Source organism: Halobacillus sp. B23F22_1, assembly GCF_043497005.1.
GTDB lineage: Bacteria > Bacillota > Bacilli > Bacillales > Halobacillaceae > Halobacillus_A.
This window is the reverse complement of the sequence record NZ_JBIEKE010000001.1, coordinates 131,444-148,659: the sequence shown is the minus strand read 5'-3', so window position 1 is coordinate 148,659 and position 17,216 is coordinate 131,444. Positions and strand designations below refer to the sequence as shown.

Annotated in this window: 17 protein-coding genes; 6 read left to right on the top strand and 11 right to left on the bottom strand. The window is 45.9% G+C overall.

The window, feature by feature from the left end:
- Window positions 1-139: 139 nt before the first annotated feature.
- From ACGTNH_RS00760 to ACGTNH_RS00750, 3 genes are all read left to right on the top strand, one after another.
- Entirely contained in the window at window positions 140-1,192 is a 1,053-nt protein-coding gene (locus ACGTNH_RS00760; RefSeq protein ID WP_394584348.1) for a CdaR family transcriptional regulator, read from the top strand.
- Between the two features lie 118 nt (window positions 1,193-1,310).
- A complete protein-coding gene (locus tag ACGTNH_RS00755) occupies window positions 1,311-2,429 on the top strand; it encodes a glycerate kinase family protein (protein ID WP_394584347.1) in 1,119 nt (372 codons plus the stop codon).
- Window positions 2,430-2,443: 14 nt separating this feature from the next.
- Entirely contained in the window at window positions 2,444-3,802 is a 1,359-nt protein-coding gene (locus tag ACGTNH_RS00750; protein ID WP_394584346.1) for a GntP family permease, read from the top strand.
- Between the two features lie 40 nt (window positions 3,803-3,842).
- On the opposite strand, the gene ACGTNH_RS00745 is transcribed toward ACGTNH_RS00750, so the two are convergent.
- Entirely contained in the window at window positions 3,843-4,235 is a 393-nt protein-coding gene (locus tag ACGTNH_RS00745; protein ID WP_394584345.1) for a DUF6438 domain-containing protein, read from the bottom strand.
- Between the two features lie 133 nt (window positions 4,236-4,368).
- Here ACGTNH_RS00745 and ACGTNH_RS00740 point away from each other — a divergent pair, with 133 nt between their 5' ends.
- The gene (locus ACGTNH_RS00740) at window positions 4,369-5,055 is read left to right on the top strand and encodes a YetF domain-containing protein (RefSeq protein WP_394584344.1); all 687 of its coding nucleotides are present in this window, start codon (window positions 4,369-4,371) and stop codon (window positions 5,053-5,055) included.
- Here the strand turns inward: ACGTNH_RS00740 and ACGTNH_RS00735 are convergent.
- The 10 genes from ACGTNH_RS00735 to ACGTNH_RS00690 form a co-directional block, all read right to left on the bottom strand.
- The gene (locus ACGTNH_RS00735; RefSeq protein WP_394584342.1) at window positions 5,049-5,189 is read right to left on the bottom strand and encodes a DnaD domain protein; all 141 of its coding nucleotides are present in this window, start codon (window positions 5,187-5,189) and stop codon (window positions 5,049-5,051) included. The two genes, ACGTNH_RS00740 and ACGTNH_RS00735, sit on opposite strands and share 7 nt — an antisense overlap.
- 252 nt (window positions 5,190-5,441) lie before the next feature.
- The gene (locus ACGTNH_RS00730) at window positions 5,442-6,944 is read right to left on the bottom strand and encodes a malate:quinone oxidoreductase (protein WP_394584340.1); all 1,503 of its coding nucleotides are present in this window, start codon (window positions 6,942-6,944) and stop codon (window positions 5,442-5,444) included.
- Between the two features lie 210 nt (window positions 6,945-7,154).
- Window positions 7,155-8,669: a succinyl-CoA:acetate CoA-transferase ScpC gene (gene scpC, locus ACGTNH_RS00725; RefSeq protein ID WP_394584338.1), complete on the bottom strand. Its 1,515-nt coding sequence runs from the start codon at window positions 8,667-8,669 to the stop codon at window positions 7,155-7,157.
- Between the two features lie 130 nt (window positions 8,670-8,799).
- A complete protein-coding gene (locus tag ACGTNH_RS00720; protein WP_394584336.1) occupies window positions 8,800-9,444 on the bottom strand; it encodes a LytTR family DNA-binding domain-containing protein in 645 nt (214 codons plus the stop codon).
- A 113-nt stretch (window positions 9,445-9,557) separates the two neighbouring features.
- Window positions 9,558-10,256, bottom strand: a complete 699-nt coding sequence (locus ACGTNH_RS00715) for an ABC transporter permease (protein WP_394584334.1) — start codon at window positions 10,254-10,256, stop codon at window positions 9,558-9,560.
- Window positions 10,256-11,104 carry an ABC transporter ATP-binding protein gene (locus tag ACGTNH_RS00710; RefSeq protein WP_394584333.1) on the bottom strand — a complete coding sequence of 283 codons (849 nt, stop codon included), beginning with the start codon at window positions 11,102-11,104 and terminating at the stop codon, window positions 10,256-10,258. The genes ACGTNH_RS00715 and ACGTNH_RS00710 overlap by 1 nt, the downstream gene beginning before the upstream one ends.
- A gap of 207 nt (window positions 11,105-11,311) precedes the next feature.
- Window positions 11,312-12,370, bottom strand: a complete 1,059-nt coding sequence (locus tag ACGTNH_RS00705; protein WP_394584331.1) for a LytTR family transcriptional regulator DNA-binding domain-containing protein — start codon at window positions 12,368-12,370, stop codon at window positions 11,312-11,314.
- 206 nt (window positions 12,371-12,576) lie between these two features.
- Window positions 12,577-12,795: a hypothetical protein gene (locus ACGTNH_RS00700; protein ID WP_394584329.1), complete on the bottom strand. Its 219-nt coding sequence runs from the start codon at window positions 12,793-12,795 to the stop codon at window positions 12,577-12,579.
- A 349-nt stretch (window positions 12,796-13,144) separates the two neighbouring features.
- Window positions 13,145-13,354 (bottom strand): hypothetical protein, encoded by a 210-nt coding sequence (locus ACGTNH_RS00695; protein WP_394584327.1) that lies wholly within the window; start codon window positions 13,352-13,354, stop codon window positions 13,145-13,147.
- Between the two features lie 395 nt (window positions 13,355-13,749).
- A complete protein-coding gene (locus ACGTNH_RS00690; RefSeq protein WP_394584325.1) occupies window positions 13,750-14,037 on the bottom strand; it encodes a hypothetical protein in 288 nt (95 codons plus the stop codon).
- 493 nt (window positions 14,038-14,530) lie between these two features.
- On the opposite strand from ACGTNH_RS00690, the gene ACGTNH_RS00685 reads away from it, so the two are divergent.
- A complete protein-coding gene (locus tag ACGTNH_RS00685) occupies window positions 14,531-15,403 on the top strand; it encodes an endonuclease/exonuclease/phosphatase family protein (protein WP_394584323.1) in 873 nt (290 codons plus the stop codon).
- Window positions 15,404-15,405: 2 nt separating this feature from the next.
- A complete protein-coding gene (locus ACGTNH_RS00680) occupies window positions 15,406-17,178 on the top strand; it encodes a glycoside hydrolase family 3 protein (RefSeq protein WP_394584321.1) in 1,773 nt (590 codons plus the stop codon).
- The last annotated feature ends 38 nt before the right edge of the window (window positions 17,179-17,216 follow it).

Genomic DNA, 17,216 nt, shown 5'->3' with positions numbered 1-17,216 from the left:
TCTGCCTTTTCAATCGGTATCATCAATCGGTACCAGGTACCGAGAGACAAACAGCGTTCAGAGGCAGAAAAAGATTCTCGGTACCTGGTACCGCAGTACGTTACTTCTGGTAAGATAGAACAAAAAAGGAGCGTCTCTTATGGAACTGACTGAAAAATTAGGACAAGAAATCATCCGCCGTTTATCAAAATACATCGACGTTCCGATCAACCTGATGAATCCGCACGGAAGAATTGTGGCAAGTACGGATCACACGCGTCTCCATCAGCTTCACGGCGGAGCGAAGGACGTGATCGAGTCACAAGAGCCGAATATCATTACCAACGGAAACGCCGATGATTTTTCTAATGTGAAGCCGGGAGTCAACCTGCCGATTTTCCATCACGGTGAGCTGGCGGGCGTGGTCGGATTAACCGGAAGGCCGGATGAGGTGATGCAGGCAGCCCGGATGACCCAGGGATCGGTGGAAATTACGCTCGATCAAATGCACCTGCAGAAAGAAGCCTTCTTCCAGGAGCGGCAGTGGAACCACTGGCTGCAGCGGCTGCTGCACCCTTCAGACGTTGATATGGAGGAATTAGCGCGCGAAGCCGTCTATACGCTGCAGGTTGATATTCATAAGCCGTGGCAGGTCGTCGTCTATCAATCGAGCCAGCCGTATGAACTGGCCGATCAACTCCGCCCTTCTCTTGAGACTTTTCATCCCCTCTTCATTCTGCCGTACGAAAATCATTCCGTCGTGGCAGCCCTGCCCGGACAGCCGGTGACGATTGAGAGCGAAGCTGATGTGGTGATCGGCGTCGGGGAGCCGGGGGATTCGCTGGCGGGGCTACGCCAGTCCTACCACCAGGCCACGGAAGCAATCAATCTGGCCGGCGTACCTGGCGAAGTGGTATACAGCGCCTCTTTAAAAACCGAACGGCTGATCAATCATATTGATCCTGCCGTGTATGAGGAAATCTCCGGAACGTACAGGTCGCTGCTTCAGGAGCTGGACGCTTCCTATATTGAGACGCTGCACAGCTTTTTTAACAACAACTTGAAAATGAACGTTACCGCAAGTGACTTGCACATTCACCGAAACACGCTTATTTACCGGCTCGATCAGCTCAGTAAAAAAACAGGGCTTGATCCCCGACGGTTTCAAGATGCCATCATTCTACAGACCATTCTGTTAAAAGAATCACTATAAACCGTTTTTTTGTGCATTTGCACAAGTAAACGGTTTCATTTTTGGTTTTTTCATCAATTGTATTCTCCCTTGATTTTCTATTAAATGAGAGTAAGACAAATGTTTGGAGGGACGTTGAATGAACGTTGTTTTTGCACCTGATTCCTATAAAGGAAGTCTGTCTTCCATCGAGGTTTCTACGATTATGAGCAAGGCCTTTCAATCGGTGGATCCTGAAGTTACGCCGATCATTAAACCGATGGCCGACGGCGGCGAAGGAACGCTTGAGGCTCTGACGCAGGCCACCGCGCACGAAAAAATAACACTCTCCTGTACCGGACCGCTGGGAGAGCGTTCGGAAAGCTGGTATATCAGCCTCGGTGACAATCGCGCGGTCATTGAAGGGGCGAATATTGCCGGCCTTCCTCTCGTTCCTCAGGAAAAACAAAACCCCGATGCGACGACGACCTATGGGTTAGGCGAAGCGATCCGGCACGCATTGGACCGGGGCGAGCGCGACTTGATTATTGCCATCGGCGGCAGCTCCACGAACGACGGGGGTCTCGGAATGCTGCAGGCGCTCGGCATGAAGGCTTTTACTTCAGACGGGAAGGTAGCAGGCATGTTCGGCAAGGATCTTTTTACTATTAAAAAAGTTGATTTCTCCGGACTCGACGCCCGTCTTAATGAAGCCACGATCCGCATCGCCTGCGACGTCGATAATCCGCTGACAGGACCACGCGGTGCAAGCTACGTATATGGTCCGCAAAAAGGAGCATCCAGTCAGCAGACAGCTGACTACGATCAGGCGCTGGAAGCGTACGGTCAATTGGTTGAAAAAGAACTAGACAAAGAGTTAGCGGACGTACCGGGAGCCGGAGCGGCCGGCGGTTTAGGGTTTGCTTTTCTAACCATGGGCGCGCACCTGCAGTCCGGCGCCAGACTCGTTGCTGATGCGGTAGATTTAGAGGAGGCGGTTAAACAGGCTGACTTTGTTGTCACAGGCGAAGGTCAGAGCGATGAGCAGACCGTATACGGAAAAGCGCCGGGCTACGTGGCGGAACTCGCCCGCCTGCACGAGAAGCCGGCCATTCTATTGTCCGGCAGTCTCGGAGAAGATTTAGATGAGCTGAACGAGCTGTTTACCGGCTGTTTCTCCATCGTCCAGCGTCCGTCATCACTTGAGGAATGCATCCAGCAGGCTGAGCATAATCTTTATCAGACAGCGCGGCAGATTGCCCGTCTGATCATGAAATAAAGGAGGAGCTATTCATGAGTGGAATTGGACTTATTTTAGTTATTATCGCCGGCGTATTATTTGTTATTTTTGCCACCGCCAAGTTTAATCTGCATCCGTTTCTTTCCTTGCTGATTGCAGCTTTCGCGATTGGCATCTTAAGCGGCATGCCTTTAGAAGAGGTCGCCACAACCGTTAACGACGGCTTTGGCGGGTTAATGGGAAGCATCGGGCTCGTCATCGTGTTCGGGACGATTATCGGTGTCATTTTAGAAAAATCCGGTGCCGCGCTGAGGATGGCAGAAGTTGTCCTTAGGATTGTCGGGGAAAAACGCCCGCAGCTCGCCATGAGCGCGATCGGAAGCATCGTCAGTATTCCCGTCTTCTGTGATTCCGGCTACGTTATTTTATCATCATTAAAGAAAGCGCTTGCGAATAAAACGAAAGTGACCGTCGCTTCGATGGCGATCGCCCTGTCGACCGGCCTGTTCGCGACCCACACGCTCGTTCCGCCGACGCCGGGACCGATTGCCGCTGCTGGTAACATCGGAGCTGAGAATTACTTAGGCACCATTATCTTAATCGGCGTCGTCGTCGCGATTCCGACGATCATCGCCGGCTACATCTGGGCGATGAAAGCCGGGACGAAGATCCACGTAGAAAATGAAGATGACGCAGCTGGCTACACGTATGAGGAAGTGGTTCAATCCTTCGGTAAAATGCCGTCTGCGTTTAAATCATTCGCACCCATTCTTGTGCCCATTGCGTTGATCAGCTTTAACTCGATCATAACTTTTGCCGGCTGGTCCGGCGGCGTATTCAGCTTCTTCCTTTTCCTCGGCACGCCGGTGACGGCCTTGCTCGTTGGAGTGCTGTGCGCCTTCGCGCTGCTTCCGAAGTTCGATAAAGAAACGATGAACGACTGGATCGGCATCAGCTTAAAAGAAGCCGCTCCGATTCTGCTCATTACCGGAGCCGGAGGTGCCTTTGGTTCCGTCATCAGCTCGACAAACATCGCTGATATCATTGAAGGCATCGCGCAAAACGATGCCGCTGCAGGAGCCCTGTTTATCTTTATTCCATTTATCATCGCAGCTGCCTTAAAAAGTGCCCAAGGCTCTTCCACCGCTGCGATCGTCATCACATCCACACTCGTGGCGCCGCTGCTGCCGCAGGTCGGCATTGAAGGCGCACTGCCGCTCGCGCTCGTCGTCATGTCCGTCGGCGCAGGAGCCATGGTTGTGTCTCACGTCAACGACAGCTACTTCTGGGTTGTGAAAGAGTTCAGCGGCCTGTCGATTACGCAGGCCTATAAAGCGCAGACGATGGGAACGCTGCTGCAAGGGATTGTAGCGATTGCCGTAACATCCGTGCTTTGGTACATTTTCGTATAAAAAGAGTCCAGCTCTCCTGACGAGAGCTGGACTTTTCCATTTATATATAAGCCTTCGTTCCAATGATCCGATCCATCTCCTCTTCAAACTCCTCAAGTGTCATAGGCCGTTCCATTTCATTCAGCGAATCTCCTAAATAATGATCGATTTCTTTCACCGCGCCATTTTCGTCTATAACGGTAATGACACAGCTCGGAAGATCGGTCGCCGGAAAACCATTAACCTCATACTCAAAGTTCCACACTTGAAACGCCTCAAGCAAAGCCGCCAGCTTCTTCACGTGATCCTCATCCAGCTGCCACTCCTGATCCCCGATTTTCTCAACAAACGCCGTGCCATGCCAGCTCACCCTTCCATTACTAAACACTTCTACCTGGTACACAGGACAGTCGCCAAAGCATCCGGTACGGGCAAGGGTTAGTTTGTGGAACATGAAGATCCTCCTCAGGAAGTTTAATAGAATTTGATTATAGTATAATACGATTTCACTTTTTCTGCAGGTATGATGCAGTGCCTTCCTGGAGAAGATAATCATAGAGTACTAGTTTTACGGGGAGGGAAGAACGATGGACATACTGCCATTATCCATTAAGCTCGTCATAGGATTCCTGCTGCTCTTTTTCCTCATTCGTGTCATAGGCAAAAAAATGATCGATCAGATCACGCCCTTTCACTTCATTTCAGCTATTGTGTTAAGTGAATTGTTAGGAAATGCAGTCTATGATGAAAGCGTGCCTGTCATCTCTATCGTTTACACCACCCTCATCTGGGGCGGTTTACTTTTTATATTCGAATTCATCGCTCAAAAATCGCTCTTATTCAGACACTTTTCGGAAGGCCAGCCGACGATCGTCATCCGGGACGGCCAAATCGACTTTGAACAATTAAAAAAAGCCCGCATGAACCTGAACCAATTACAAAGCTTGCTTCGCCAAAGTGAAATTTTCTCGATTCGAGAAGTCGCTTTTGCCTTAGTGGAATCGAATGGATCGATTAGTGTCTTGAAAAAAGCGCCGTATCAAAAGACAACCTTAGAAGACTTTAACATGCCGCCTCACCCTGTCTATCTTCCTATTACTTTAATTAAGGATGGAGAGCTGTTAGAGGAAAATTTAGCAGAAATCAATCAAAACAGGGAGTGGCTGAACGGGCAGTTGAGAGCCAATGGAATGAGACGGGTGGAGGATGTGCTGTTAGCTGAGTGGCTGGAAAACGATGGGTTGATGGTGATTCCTCATCATGCCCATCAATAGATTGATTTCACCCCAAGCGACTGCCAGCGGTTTAAGATCCCTTCGCAATACTGAAAAAAACGCTTATTGTGTTTCAGTGCCCGCTGCATGTCCACTTGATCATGAAACGCGTTTAACTCTTTTAAGTAATTCATTTTCTTTTTGCCTCCTTCTATTTAACGCATAGAAAAACCCCTGCACTTCTATAATCGAAATGAGTGCAGGGACAGATGTCATAAAAATGAAAAGTTTTTTAAATTTTTTTTTGCAGCGTTCAGTTTTAGTGAAAATTTTCAAGAGCTTATCGATAACAACGAGCTAAAATTCCTCTCTTAAAAGAGGCACTTACTCTTAACAAAAAAAGAAGCCTCATTTGCGTTACCCGCAAATAAGGCTTCCTTTATCTTTTATATCGATTCTGCAAGCTTTTCCGTTTCCAGCTTAAGCGCCCGATCCGTCGTTTCATGCACTTCGCGAATGAGCTCAGGATGTTCCGCTAACTCCACCCCGTAAGAAGGAATCATTTCCTTAATTTTCGGCTCCCACTCACTGATATGCTGCGGGAAGCAGCGTTCTAATACTTCAAGCATGACAGAAACTGCCGTTGAAGCACCTGGAGACGCCCCGAGTAAGGCAGCGATCGTGCCATCAGACGCTGTCACCACTTCAGTTCCGAATTGAAGCGTTCCTTTTCCGGCTTTCGTATCTTTAATTACCTGCACGCGCTGTCCGGCTGTCACTAAATCCCAGTCCTCACTTTTCGCGTTCGGGATAAATTCGCGCAGCTCTTCCATACGCTGTTCTTTCGACTGGACAACTTGTTCAATCAAGTATTTGGTAAGCGACACGTTTTTCACACCGGCGGCCATCATCGTGAAAAGGTTATCCTTTTTCACCGACGTTAGTAAATCGGAAAGCGATCCCGTTTTTAGGAATTTAGGCGAGAAGCCGGCAAATGGGCCAAACAACAGCGACGTTTTATTGTCGATCAAGCGTGTGTCGAGGTGCGGCACCGACATCGGAGGTGCTCCTACTTTCGCTTTGCCATACACTTTGGCATGATGCTGTTCAATGACTTCCTCATTGTTACACACCATAAACTGGCCGCTGACCGGGAAGCCGCCGATATTCTTCGCTTCAGGAATTCCTGTTTTCTGAAGCAGGTGCAGACTTCCGCCCCCGCCGCCAATAAACACGAAGTTGGCTGTGTGGTATTCGATTTTTTCGTTCGCGTGGTCATGGACTTTAACTTCCCACTTGCCATCGTCTGTGCGCGTGATATCTTCTACGCTATGCTTGTAATTGACCTCTAGATCCCTGCTGTCTAAGTGATCAAACAATTTACGCGTTAAGTCCCCGAAGTTCACGTCCGTGCCCGTATCGATTTTCGTAGCGGCGATCGGTTCGTTCACGGTACGGTTTTCCATCATCAGCGGAATCCATTCTTTCAGCTGATCAGGATCATCCGAGAATTCCATATCTTGAAACAGCGGGTGACTCCCCATCTTTTCGAAGCGCTTTCTAAGAAAATTAACGTTCTTCTCTCCCTGAACGAAACTCATATGAGGCAGTGACAGGATAAACTCCTGCGGGTTGCGGATCATATGACTGTTCACGAGGTAAGACCAGAACTGTTTCGATACTTGGAATTGTTCATTTACTTTAATGGCTTTCGTAATATCTATGGATCCGTCTGGATGTGCGTGCGTATAGTTCAGCTCACATAATGCCGCATGTCCTGTACCTGCATTATTCCACACGTTAGAGCTTTCTTCCCCTGCACTTCCAAGCCGTTCAAAGACTTTCACATTCCAATCCGGCACTAATTCTTTCAGTAATGATCCCAATGTAGCACTCATAATTCCTGCACCAATTAAAATCACATCTGTATTTGCTTCTCTGTTGCTCATGATTAACCATCCTTACATCCAAAAATTTGGTGAAAAGATGCAGACGTTTTATTAGATACACCTTTTCCGTGATAGCGGTTTATAAATTTAAAAATCACTCTTCTCTGATAATTAAATTATAAACTATTTCCAGTCAGGTTAAAAGTGAGAGCCTGAACATACTCCGAGGAAAACCCGGCATGGTGAAGCTGTTTTAAGCTGCACACCCGCTTATACCGTCTCTGGTACTGATTCTTGCATCGTTCCATTTTCCGCAAAATTTTTGTGCCAGGCGAACGCTTTTTCTAACACATGAGGAGTCTGCCCGCCTCTTGCGCGTGCTTCGTCGAAATAAGCCCACAGCTGCTCACGATACATTGGATGCGCGCAGTTCTCGATGATACGCCCCACTCTTTCCCGCGGGGCCAGTCCCCTTAAGTCCGCATACCCCTGCTCGGTAACGACTACATCGACGTCGTGCTCTGTATGATCGACGTGAGAAACAAACGGCACGATGCTTGAAATCCTGCCCTCTTTCGCAATCGATTTCGTAACAAAGATCGCAAGACGGGCATTTCTGGCAAAATCCCCCGATCCGCCAATGCCGTTTATCATGTTCGTCCCTGACACGTGAGTGGAATTGACATTGCCGTAAATATCGAATTCTAAAGCCGTATTAATGGAAATTAACCCGAGACGGCGAATGATTTCAGGGTGATTGGAAATCTCCTGCGGACGCATCGTTAATTTGTCACGATAGTCATCAAAATGTGAGAAAACGTGCTTCATTCTTTCTTCAGAAAGCGTGATCGAGCAGCAGGAAGCAGAAGAAACCTTCCCTGCATCGATTAAATCAAACACCGCGTCCTGTAATACTTCCGAATATACTTCAAGGTTTTGAAACTCTGACTCTATCATGCCATGTAACACCGCATTGGCCACTGAACCGATGCCTGACTGTAAGGGAGCCAGACTTTCCGTTAACCGGCCGGCTTCTACTTCTTTTGTAAGAAACTCGATTAAATGCCGGGCCATAATCACTGTTTCTTCATCTGGAGGGACGATGGTCGATGGCGAATCCAGCTGATTCGTAAACAAAATGCCCTTTACTTTTTCCACATCCACAGGGATCCCCTGCTCTCCTATACGATCATCAGGTTTAACAAGCGGAATTGGATCTCTGTCCCCTTGTTTTCCAGGTTGATATACATCATGTAACCCTTCCAGCTGCGTCGATTGAGCCATATTGATTTCAACAATGATCGACTTGGCATTGGAGGCAAATGCTAAAGAGTTCCCAATTGAAGTGGTTGGAATCACCATCCCGTCTTCTGAAATTGCAACCGCTTCCAAAATTGCGACGTCGACATCCATGACATTCCCTCTAATAAGCTCTGCCGTATGGGAAAGGTGCTGGTCGACAAACAAAAAATCCCCTTGATTGATTCCCTTACGCATCGCCGCATCAGCCTGAAACGGCAGTCTTTTACCCAGGATGCCGGCTTCCGCAAATAGTTTATCGACATCCGACCCTAAGGAAGCCCCGGTAAAAACATTCACTTTAAAATCTTCCTCATCCTTTACGCGATCCACCAGCGCCTCTGGTACCGCTTTCACATCACCCGCACGTGTAAAACCGCTTAAGCCGAGCGTCATCCCGTTCTCAATCCATGATGCTGCTTCCTCAGCCGTAACGACACGGTCCTTCAGGCGGGAATCTCGAATCCGCTCCATATTCTTCTCCATTACATAATCCCCCTCATACTAAATCGTTGTATGTGTCATTTTATCAATGAACACCATCATAAAAGGGAATTACAGAACAGAATACGGAATTTTCTGATAACACAGCAGATTATGCTGCTCAACCAGAAGACTAAAACCCGAGTAATTTTCGAAAATAACTCGAGTAGGATTGACTCACGGGCACCCGCTCCCCGTTGTCCATAGAAAGCAGAAAAGTCGAATGCGTATCCGGGTGGATCTCCTGGATGTGATTCACATTGACAATAAAGGAACGATGGCACCTTATAAAGGAATCCTTAGGAAGCAGATATTCAAACTCCTGCAGCGAGTTTTTATGCGTGCCTGACAACTCCTCAGAATACACATACGTTTTCTTATCCTTGCTTTCTAAATAAACGACGTTGGAAAAAGGAAGCGGCTTCCAGCCATCCAGCGTTTTGACAGTCACGACCGATTTCCCATCCGTTAACGCGGGATAAATCGCTGTGACACAGCCTTCCACCTGTCCATTATGTAAAAAAGGTACAGCCATGCCGTGATACGGCACTCCAAACACATCGCGGTTAATAAACTCAGAGACCTTCTGGTTCGTCTCCAGCGCTTTATGAGCAATCGTGCCTTCCTTTACAGGATCCCCGGCGCTGATCTTTAAATCAATTCGTTTACTTGGCCGGTAGTAGATATATTCGTTTGTATTGGAAACAGCGATTGAAATTTCATCTGAAAATAATTCACCTATTGTCTCAAGCAGCGATCCAAAGGTTATATCTTCCATAAATTGACCACCTCTTCCCCCAGTATACTACGGCGATTCCTGTAAACAACAGATGGAGACTGCAATAAAAAAAGAGCCGCAGCCATGATTTCGCTGCAGCTCCCTGCCCTTTATTAATCAAACCGGCGCTTTTTAAAAATATAAACCGTGACTACCACACAGACAGCCGCCCATATCGATAAGACGAGAAAGTGGTCACCGACCGCCTCGCCGTTCCTCAACTGCAGAAGCAGCTGGGCGAATTGCTGATCGGGCAGGTAGCCCATCATATCAAGCAGCCACTCGGCTTCAATCATCGTCTTAAAAATATCGCCCATACCGAAAATGAACAACACAGGAATGCCGATGACCGACGTTTCCATTACCGTACGAGAAACCAGTCCGAGAATCGTCCCGATACTAATAAAAATCGTGAGACTAATGAGCATCGCCGCCACAGTAAGCAGCATTTGATCAGGCAGTGTAATGTTCCCGATCAGGATGACCGCCACAATCATAATAATGCTCGCAACGGCGGAAATTACACTTTTTCCAATGAAAATTTCCGCTGTATTGAGCGGAGACAGGAGCAGCCCTCTTAACGTGTTCTTCTCTTTTTCTTCGGCAATCACAGCCGCCTGGATAAACGACCCCACGATAACCATCGTAATCGTAATCGGCATAAAGACCGCCGCCGTCTGAACCTCTTCTCCCTGACTTAATATGAAAGCAAAGAACAGCGGGACGACAGCCGTAGACAGCATGTACGCATTCTTTAGAAGATCCCGATAATCCTTCATAACCACCGCTTGAATTCGTTTGACGGATATCATTAGAACAGCTCCTTTCCTGTTACACGAGCGAAAATATCACCTAAGGTCGGTTCATTGGAATGCACCGAGGCAAGCTGTTGACTGGCGATTGCTGCCCCGATCCGTTCCGCGCCCTCTTCATCTTTGCCGACGAGCTGTTCTCTTCCATCTTTTAACAAAAGAGTGATCGAAGAATCGGAATGGCTCACCCGCAACTCCCGCGGGGGTCCCTGCAGCTGGATGTGTCCTTTATTTAAAAAAGCGACACGATCACAGATCCGCTCCGCTTCATACATATCGTGAGTCGTTAAGAAAATCGTCGTGCCTTCTTCGTTTAACCTCCGTAAAATGCTGTGAATCCGCTCGGTACTGACAGGGTCTAAAGCCGACGTCGGTTCATCTAAAAACAACAATTTCGGCTTATGCAGAATCGTCCGCGCCAGTGTCACCCGCTGTCTCATCCCTTTGGAAAGCTTGCTGACCACCTTAGATTCTTCCCCGGTCAACCCCACTTCATACAGCACCTCATCAATGCGCTGATAAGCCACATCATATAACTTACAATATAATCGTAAATTCGCTTCGACCGTTAACCGGTCATACAATCCGGTATTATCCGTTAATACGCCAATCCGCTTCATCTGCTGTGGATCTCTTAACTTTTCAACAGGAGCTCCAAACACATGAATATTTCCCGCCTGATACCCCTCCTGAGCCGTCAGCAGCTTAATTGTCGTCGTTTTCCCAGACCCGCTCGGCCCTAAGAAGCCAAACGTTTCTCCCGTCTGGATCGAAAACGACAAATCATCCAATGCCTTCTTCCCGTCGTATTCCTTACGAACGTTCGTAACGTCAATCATGTGATTCATCTTCATTTCCCCTTTTCTGCTTTCGCAACTGGATGACTTAAGCTTATAACGGTCTCGTCATCACAGCATTAAAAGAAGTGTGAAAAGAGAGAATGACACGTTGAATGGAGCTATGAAACTATGAATGTACCAGGTCAAAAAGTCAGTGGAGAATATGAGCTGTGAAATAAACGACTTGTCCCGACAATTTCCCGGGAAATATTCTATTTACATGCGCAATACCTGCTTTAAATCATGAAGCTTTCCTTTCGATAATGGGATATTGCTCTTATGATGATCATCAAGGATCAAGCTGTAGCTGTTTCTCGTCCACGTCATCACCTCGCGAACCTTCTGCAGGTTCACGATATACGAACGATGGCAGCGGAAGAACCCAAACGGCTCCAGACGCTCCGTTAACTCCTGTAACGTAATCGTACACGGAAACACCCCGCCCTTGACGTGCAGCTGCACTGTGCCATCCACGCTTTCCACATAATCAATCTCTGTCGGATCAAAAAGAATCATCTTCTCTTTCACCTTCGCCGGAATCCGTTCCAATTGAACATGCGCACTCGTTTCAGGCTCCTGCCGGCTGTCTTCCTCCTGATCGTGCTTATCCTGCCCCAATACATCCTCAGGCTCCTGCACATCCATTTTCTTTAAACCCTCTTCATTCAAACGATACACATCATTCGTTAAAATCACAGCACTCTCCATATTGCTCGTAATCACTAATGCCGCTCCGCCCTCTGCCGTATGCTCATTAATCAGCTCCCGCAGGATCACCTTACTTTCTAAATCAATGTTCTGATCCGGCTCTTCTAAAATAACCAGCTCCGGCTTATGAACAAGCGCCTTCACAAAAGCCAATCGCTTCCGCTCCGAATAACTCAGCAGCTTAATCCGGCGAGACTTACTACCCGATATGTTCACTTTATGTAATAACTCATCAATATCGCCTTTTCTACCGTAAAGCTGCTGGAAAAACTGCAGATATTCGTAAGGAGTCAAGCGCTCATATACCCCTTCCTCATGACTCACCAGCCCAATACGATGGTTATACCGCTTCCAGTCTTTAGGGTGAGGCTGATCGAAATAAGACATCCTTCCAGATCCTGCTTCTTCCCCGATTAACACATTAAATAATACCCGGCCTACTATATGATCGCATTGGATCGCGGCTACTTCGCCCTGGTTTAATTGGAAGTGAAAGGAACGAAACCATACTTTATCGCCTGCGACTTTTCCTACGTTTTCTATTTTTAAAATGGGGCTCTGGGCCATGGCTGGTCACTCCTTTCTGAAGTTATATAGTTAAGATTTGGCATAAAACCTCAAAGCAAGGTAAACGAATAACAGCGGGGTCAGACCCCAAAACCGTTGTAGCTGCGATAAACAGATTTAATTCTACAAACCTTAGGCTAGCAGATGCTACAGATTGAATTTATATTGTATTGATGGCAATATTACCAATAAAAGTAAACTAGTGATTATGAAAAGGCTAAAACAACAAGAATGATACTCAAGACTCCCCAAGCTGTGGTACTGACGATCCACCAAATTATGGCTTTCGATTTTATAGAACTTTCGGCGCTTTCTGGATTTTCTTTTATAAAAGCAAGCTTACTTTCCATACTTCTTTTCATCGATACGAGTACAACGAATCCGAGCATTATGAAACCGATAGTCATCCAAAGCAATAAGTCCATCTTTTTATACCTCCCCTGTTTGGTGGATGTCTTTCCTTCCAATGTTTCGACAAACTCTCTCAATCGTTCACTAGTTTAGCTTCCTCAATTCTTTAAGAGTTGCTCTCGGCTTTTTACTGCTCATCCTAAATCTGATATTTCCTTATCACTGAATTAGCACGACGACTGCGGTAATATAAAAGCAATAAAGTTGAGTTCATCTACTTGATACTTCATGCAGCTTTTTTTCTCCCTCAATTATACCAAAAACTCAATCCCAATGAGCGGCATTGCGCTAGTCGAGTCTTTGCTCATACCACCATATATGCGCCAAATGCAACGACCGATCACAAAATCGGCAGTCCAATGCCTAAGCTGCTGCAAATGATCCCTGCAACTGCCATCTTTTCACTCCACCCTCTTGATCTCTTTTAAACCCAAGATACCGAGTACTAAACCAAAGGCACCTATGCCCTACCACCATAATAATCATTGTGACAATTGATAGAATACCCAGCACAAGAGATGCCACGACTTTTCCATTCGTCGTACTGCTTGCGGCAGCCTCAAGAGGACTCATTTTAATCCCCCTCCTCTTAGATAACTCACATATGTATTTACTATACATACGAATTCATTAACCGATCACTTCAGAAAAACAAAAAAAAGCGCCTGTCCCCCACTACTCTAATGCTTTAGTACAGTGGGGAGCAGACGCTAAAACTATCGCTTTACCAAAGCGGGGATCATGCACTTTATCATCATAAAGAAACCACTTGGGTACCAAGTGGTTTCCTTCCTATGCTACATCTGAAATTCCTACATTTACCTTGTTTACAAACTGTTGGACTTTATCCTTTTCTAAAATTGAAATTTCTATTCGTACAGGGTGCCCAGCATTATTTGTAATGACCATCGTACTCGTATAACTATTTAGAAGTGGTAATGAACCGATAGCTAAAAGTATTAGCCCACCTAAGAAAGAGCTTTCGAACATAGACAATCCATAAGCACCAAAATAAGTCCTATTATAAATCTTCTCACATGTAATTTTGTAGAAACTCCTACACTAGCAACATTTTTTAATGGGTATGTAACTTCACTCTTTCCAAGAGGAAATACTCCTAAAAGGGTGTTAGGTTGAAAACCAATTAATCTCTTATTTGTTAAAGAAAAATCAGTCTTTAACCAAGATAGTACAAGATTCGTCGTGAATCTTTCAGAACTAGTTATTTCTTCATCCTTACCTAGTGGTAAATTCATTATATTCCTCCTCATTTTATATATTTCTCCATTATTATACAAAGAACAATCCTTTATTACCATACATTGTTAAAAATAAATAGTTTTTTTATACTATTTTCTACTCGCTGTACTGATTCTTTATTATCAGAAGCAGGGCAGGTACTTTCCGTTTTGGGAACGTGTACTCTTAAGCTCACCACCATGAACAATAGTCGTAATTCATTTTCTAAATTGACTTGGCTCTCTTAGACTCTTGGAAGATACGCAAAACAGCCACCAGTTTTCTTACCAAAAGGTTGGAATACACACACTCATTTCTTATAAATCTATTTACTAGTTCCTTATACTCATATCAAAAGTAAGTCTTTAGCGTAAAAAAGAAAAGCAAACATACTCATTTACAACAATCAGATGGTTAATTAAGGTAATTTGTTGTATAGACATCTATATATCTTCTGCATTATGCTTAACAAGAGATAATCATTAATAAAATTTGAAAGGAGAGGATGATTTGAAAATCCGCTGGTTTTTTATTATCGCAGTGGTTTTCGTGTTCGTTTCAATTGTTTTACCTGTTGCTGCTGAAGGTAGTAAATCTGTAGATGTTCGTGTGATGACTTACAACATTCAAGCAGGGATGGGAGCTGACGGTCAATACGATCCTGACCACATCGCAGACGTTATTAAAGAAAGCCAGGCTGAGGTCGTTGCTTTACAGGAAGTTGATGTTCACTGGGGCGCACGCAGCCAATTTGAAAACGTGGTGGACCGATTAGCGGACCAACTAGATATGAACTACACCTTTGCTCCGATTTATGATAACCCCCCTCTGGAAGAAAACGGTCCGAGACAGCAGTTCGGCGTCGCCATCATGAGCAAGTACCCCATTCTAAAAGAAACGAATCAAGAAATCACCAGACTTTCCACCCAGGATGCCTCACCAGAACCTACACTTACCCCAGGATTTGCAGAAGCGATTATTAACGTTCAAGGATCACTCATTCCCTTTTATTCCACACACTTAGATTACCGCGGGGATCCATACATCCGTGAAATGCAGGTAGATGATATGCTGCAAATATTTGAAGAACAGCCAGGATCTAAAGTATTGATGGGAGACATGAATGCTTCTCCTGAAGCGAATGAACTCCGTCCCCTTTTAGAAAAATTTACAGATGCCTGGAACACTGTAAACACAACTCCCGGTTATACGTATCCTTCCGTTAGCCCTAACAATCGAATTGATCACATTTATGCTTCTGAGGATATTGAAGTACTGGATGCTCACCTTATCCAATCCGAAGCCTCAGACCACTTACCTGTGATTGCAGATTTATCCGTAGAGCGCGGAAATAATGGAAAAATCTTAAAAGGAAGTGACTAAAAATGAAAAAGCATTGGTTACGTTTATGGATGTGCTTCATGATTCTATTCCTTATACTTCCAAGTGTCACGCAAGCCTTATGGAATGACAGCAGCAAGCCCGGATGGGAAGGCAAAGAACCAAAAAGAGGATGGATTCAAAGTAAAATCCAGCACATGACGCTTGAAGAGAAAATCGGCCAGTTATTCATGATCCATGTTTATGGACAAACCCCTACTGATCCGAATTATGAGGAAACAAATATCAACCAAAACCGAGGAGGTAAAAACTTTCAAGAAGCCATTGAAAAATATCACATAGGTGGAGTGATTTACTTTAATTGGACCGATAACATCGGAACACCGATTGATTTTGAGCAGGTTCAATCACTGTCTAACGGCCTGCAGGACATCGCCATGGATCAAAGAATGCCTATTCCTTTAATGATCGCTACAGATCAGGAAGGCGGAGTTGTAGCCCGTGTGACGGAGCCTGCGACCGTGTTCCCGGGTAACATGGCCATAGGGGCTACACGATCAACCGAATATGCACAGCAATCCGCTGAAATTATGGGGATGGAACAAAAAAGCCTCGGCATCAACATGGATTTAGCACCCGATTTAGATGTAAACGTTAATCCAGAGAATCCGGTCATCGGTGTGCGTTCCTATTCAGAAAATCCGGATCTGGTTGCCGAATTAGGCTCTGCACAAGTCACTGGATTCCAGAGTGAAAATGTATCAGCCACCGCCAAACACTTCCCCGGGCATGGGGATACAAACGTAGATTCTCATTACGGTCTGCCTATCATTAACCATGATTTAGAAACACTTCATGACGTGGATTTAAAACCTTTTAAAGCCGCGATCGATGCAGGAATTGACTCGATTATGCCCGCTCATATTGTCGTACCGGCCCTCGATGATTCAGGCCTGCCTGCCACGCTATCCAAGCCTATTCTGACAGATTTACTCAGAGAGGAAATGGGCTTTGAGGGAGTGATCATCACGGACAGCTTAGGCATGTCGGGAGCCAATGTCGTTCCGCCAGAAGAAGTGCCCGTCGAAGCCTTCAAAGCAGGCGCAGATATCCTGCTCAACCCGCCTAATGTACCTCTAGCCTACGACGCTATGCTTGAAGCTGTGGAAGAAGGAGAAATCTCAGAGAAAAGAGTCGATGAGTCCGTATTCCGCATCTTAGAAATGAAATTTAAACGAGGGCTGTTTGATGATCCAAGTGTTCCAGAGGACGCCCTTCAAAATATCGGGTTGGAGGAAAACCTGGCCCTAGCGGATCAAATGACTGAAGACAGCATTACGCTTGTAAAAAATGAAGACGTATTGCCTTTGGAAGCTGACGACGAAATGTTTGTCACTGGTCCCTCTATAGGAAGTCCGGATTTACTAGCAGATCTGCTGAACAATGAAGGGATAGACTCCCGCTCACTGGCCACAGGTACAAACCCCGCTTCCAGCGAGATCGAACATGCTGTTGAGCAGGCTGAAGGAGCAGACAAAGTGATCGTTACCGCATATACAGCTAATACAAATGAAGCCCAGCAGCAGCTTGTTGAAGAGCTGCAAAGTACAGGCAAGGATGTCATCGTCACTTCTATGAGAAACCCCTATGATATTATGGCTTTCCCTGATATTGAAGCGAACGTTCTGACCTACGGATTTGAAGAAATTTCAGTAGAGGCGTTAGCCAAAGTATTGACCGGAGAAGTGAACCCTGAAGGAAAACTGCCTGTGACCATCCCAGAGTTATACAAGTATGGTCATGGTCTATCCTACTAATTTAAAAAATAAACCCTCTCAGGTAAGTCGTGAGAGGG

Coding starts and splice junctions, on each gene's coding strand:
- ACGTNH_RS00680 (WP_394584321.1), top strand. CDS start 15,406: ATGAAAAAGCATTGGTTACGTTTATGGATGTGCTTCATGATTCTATTC.
- scpC (WP_394584338.1), bottom strand. CDS start 8,669: ATGGAGAAGAATATGGAGCGGATTCGAGATTCCCGCCTGAAGGACCGT.
- ACGTNH_RS00745 (WP_394584345.1), bottom strand. CDS start 4,235: ATGTTCCACAAACTAACCCTTGCCCGTACCGGATGCTTTGGCGACTGT.
- ACGTNH_RS00720 (WP_394584336.1), bottom strand. CDS start 9,444: ATGGAAGATATAACCTTTGGATCGCTGCTTGAGACAATAGGTGAATTA.
- ACGTNH_RS00730 (WP_394584340.1), bottom strand. CDS start 6,944: ATGAGCAACAGAGAAGCAAATACAGATGTGATTTTAATTGGTGCAGGA.
- ACGTNH_RS00750 (WP_394584346.1), top strand. CDS start 2,444: ATGAGTGGAATTGGACTTATTTTAGTTATTATCGCCGGCGTATTATTT.
- ACGTNH_RS00760 (WP_394584348.1), top strand. CDS start 140: ATGGAACTGACTGAAAAATTAGGACAAGAAATCATCCGCCGTTTATCA.
- ACGTNH_RS00690 (WP_394584325.1), bottom strand. CDS start 14,037: ATGAATTTACCACTAGGTAAGGATGAAGAAATAACTAGTTCTGAAAGA.
- ACGTNH_RS00710 (WP_394584333.1), bottom strand. CDS start 11,104: ATGAATCACATGATTGACGTTACGAACGTTCGTAAGGAATACGACGGG.
- ACGTNH_RS00735 (WP_394584342.1), bottom strand. CDS start 5,189: ATGAATTACTTAAAAGAGTTAAACGCGTTTCATGATCAAGTGGACATG.
- ACGTNH_RS00695 (WP_394584327.1), bottom strand. CDS start 13,354: ATGAGTCCTCTTGAGGCTGCCGCAAGCAGTACGACGAATGGAAAAGTC.
- ACGTNH_RS00705 (WP_394584331.1), bottom strand. CDS start 12,370: ATGGCCCAGAGCCCCATTTTAAAAATAGAAAACGTAGGAAAAGTCGCA.
- ACGTNH_RS00740 (WP_394584344.1), top strand. CDS start 4,369: ATGGACATACTGCCATTATCCATTAAGCTCGTCATAGGATTCCTGCTG.
- ACGTNH_RS00755 (WP_394584347.1), top strand. CDS start 1,311: ATGAACGTTGTTTTTGCACCTGATTCCTATAAAGGAAGTCTGTCTTCC.
- ACGTNH_RS00715 (WP_394584334.1), bottom strand. CDS start 10,256: ATGATATCCGTCAAACGAATTCAAGCGGTGGTTATGAAGGATTATCGG.
- ACGTNH_RS00700 (WP_394584329.1), bottom strand. CDS start 12,795: ATGGACTTATTGCTTTGGATGACTATCGGTTTCATAATGCTCGGATTC.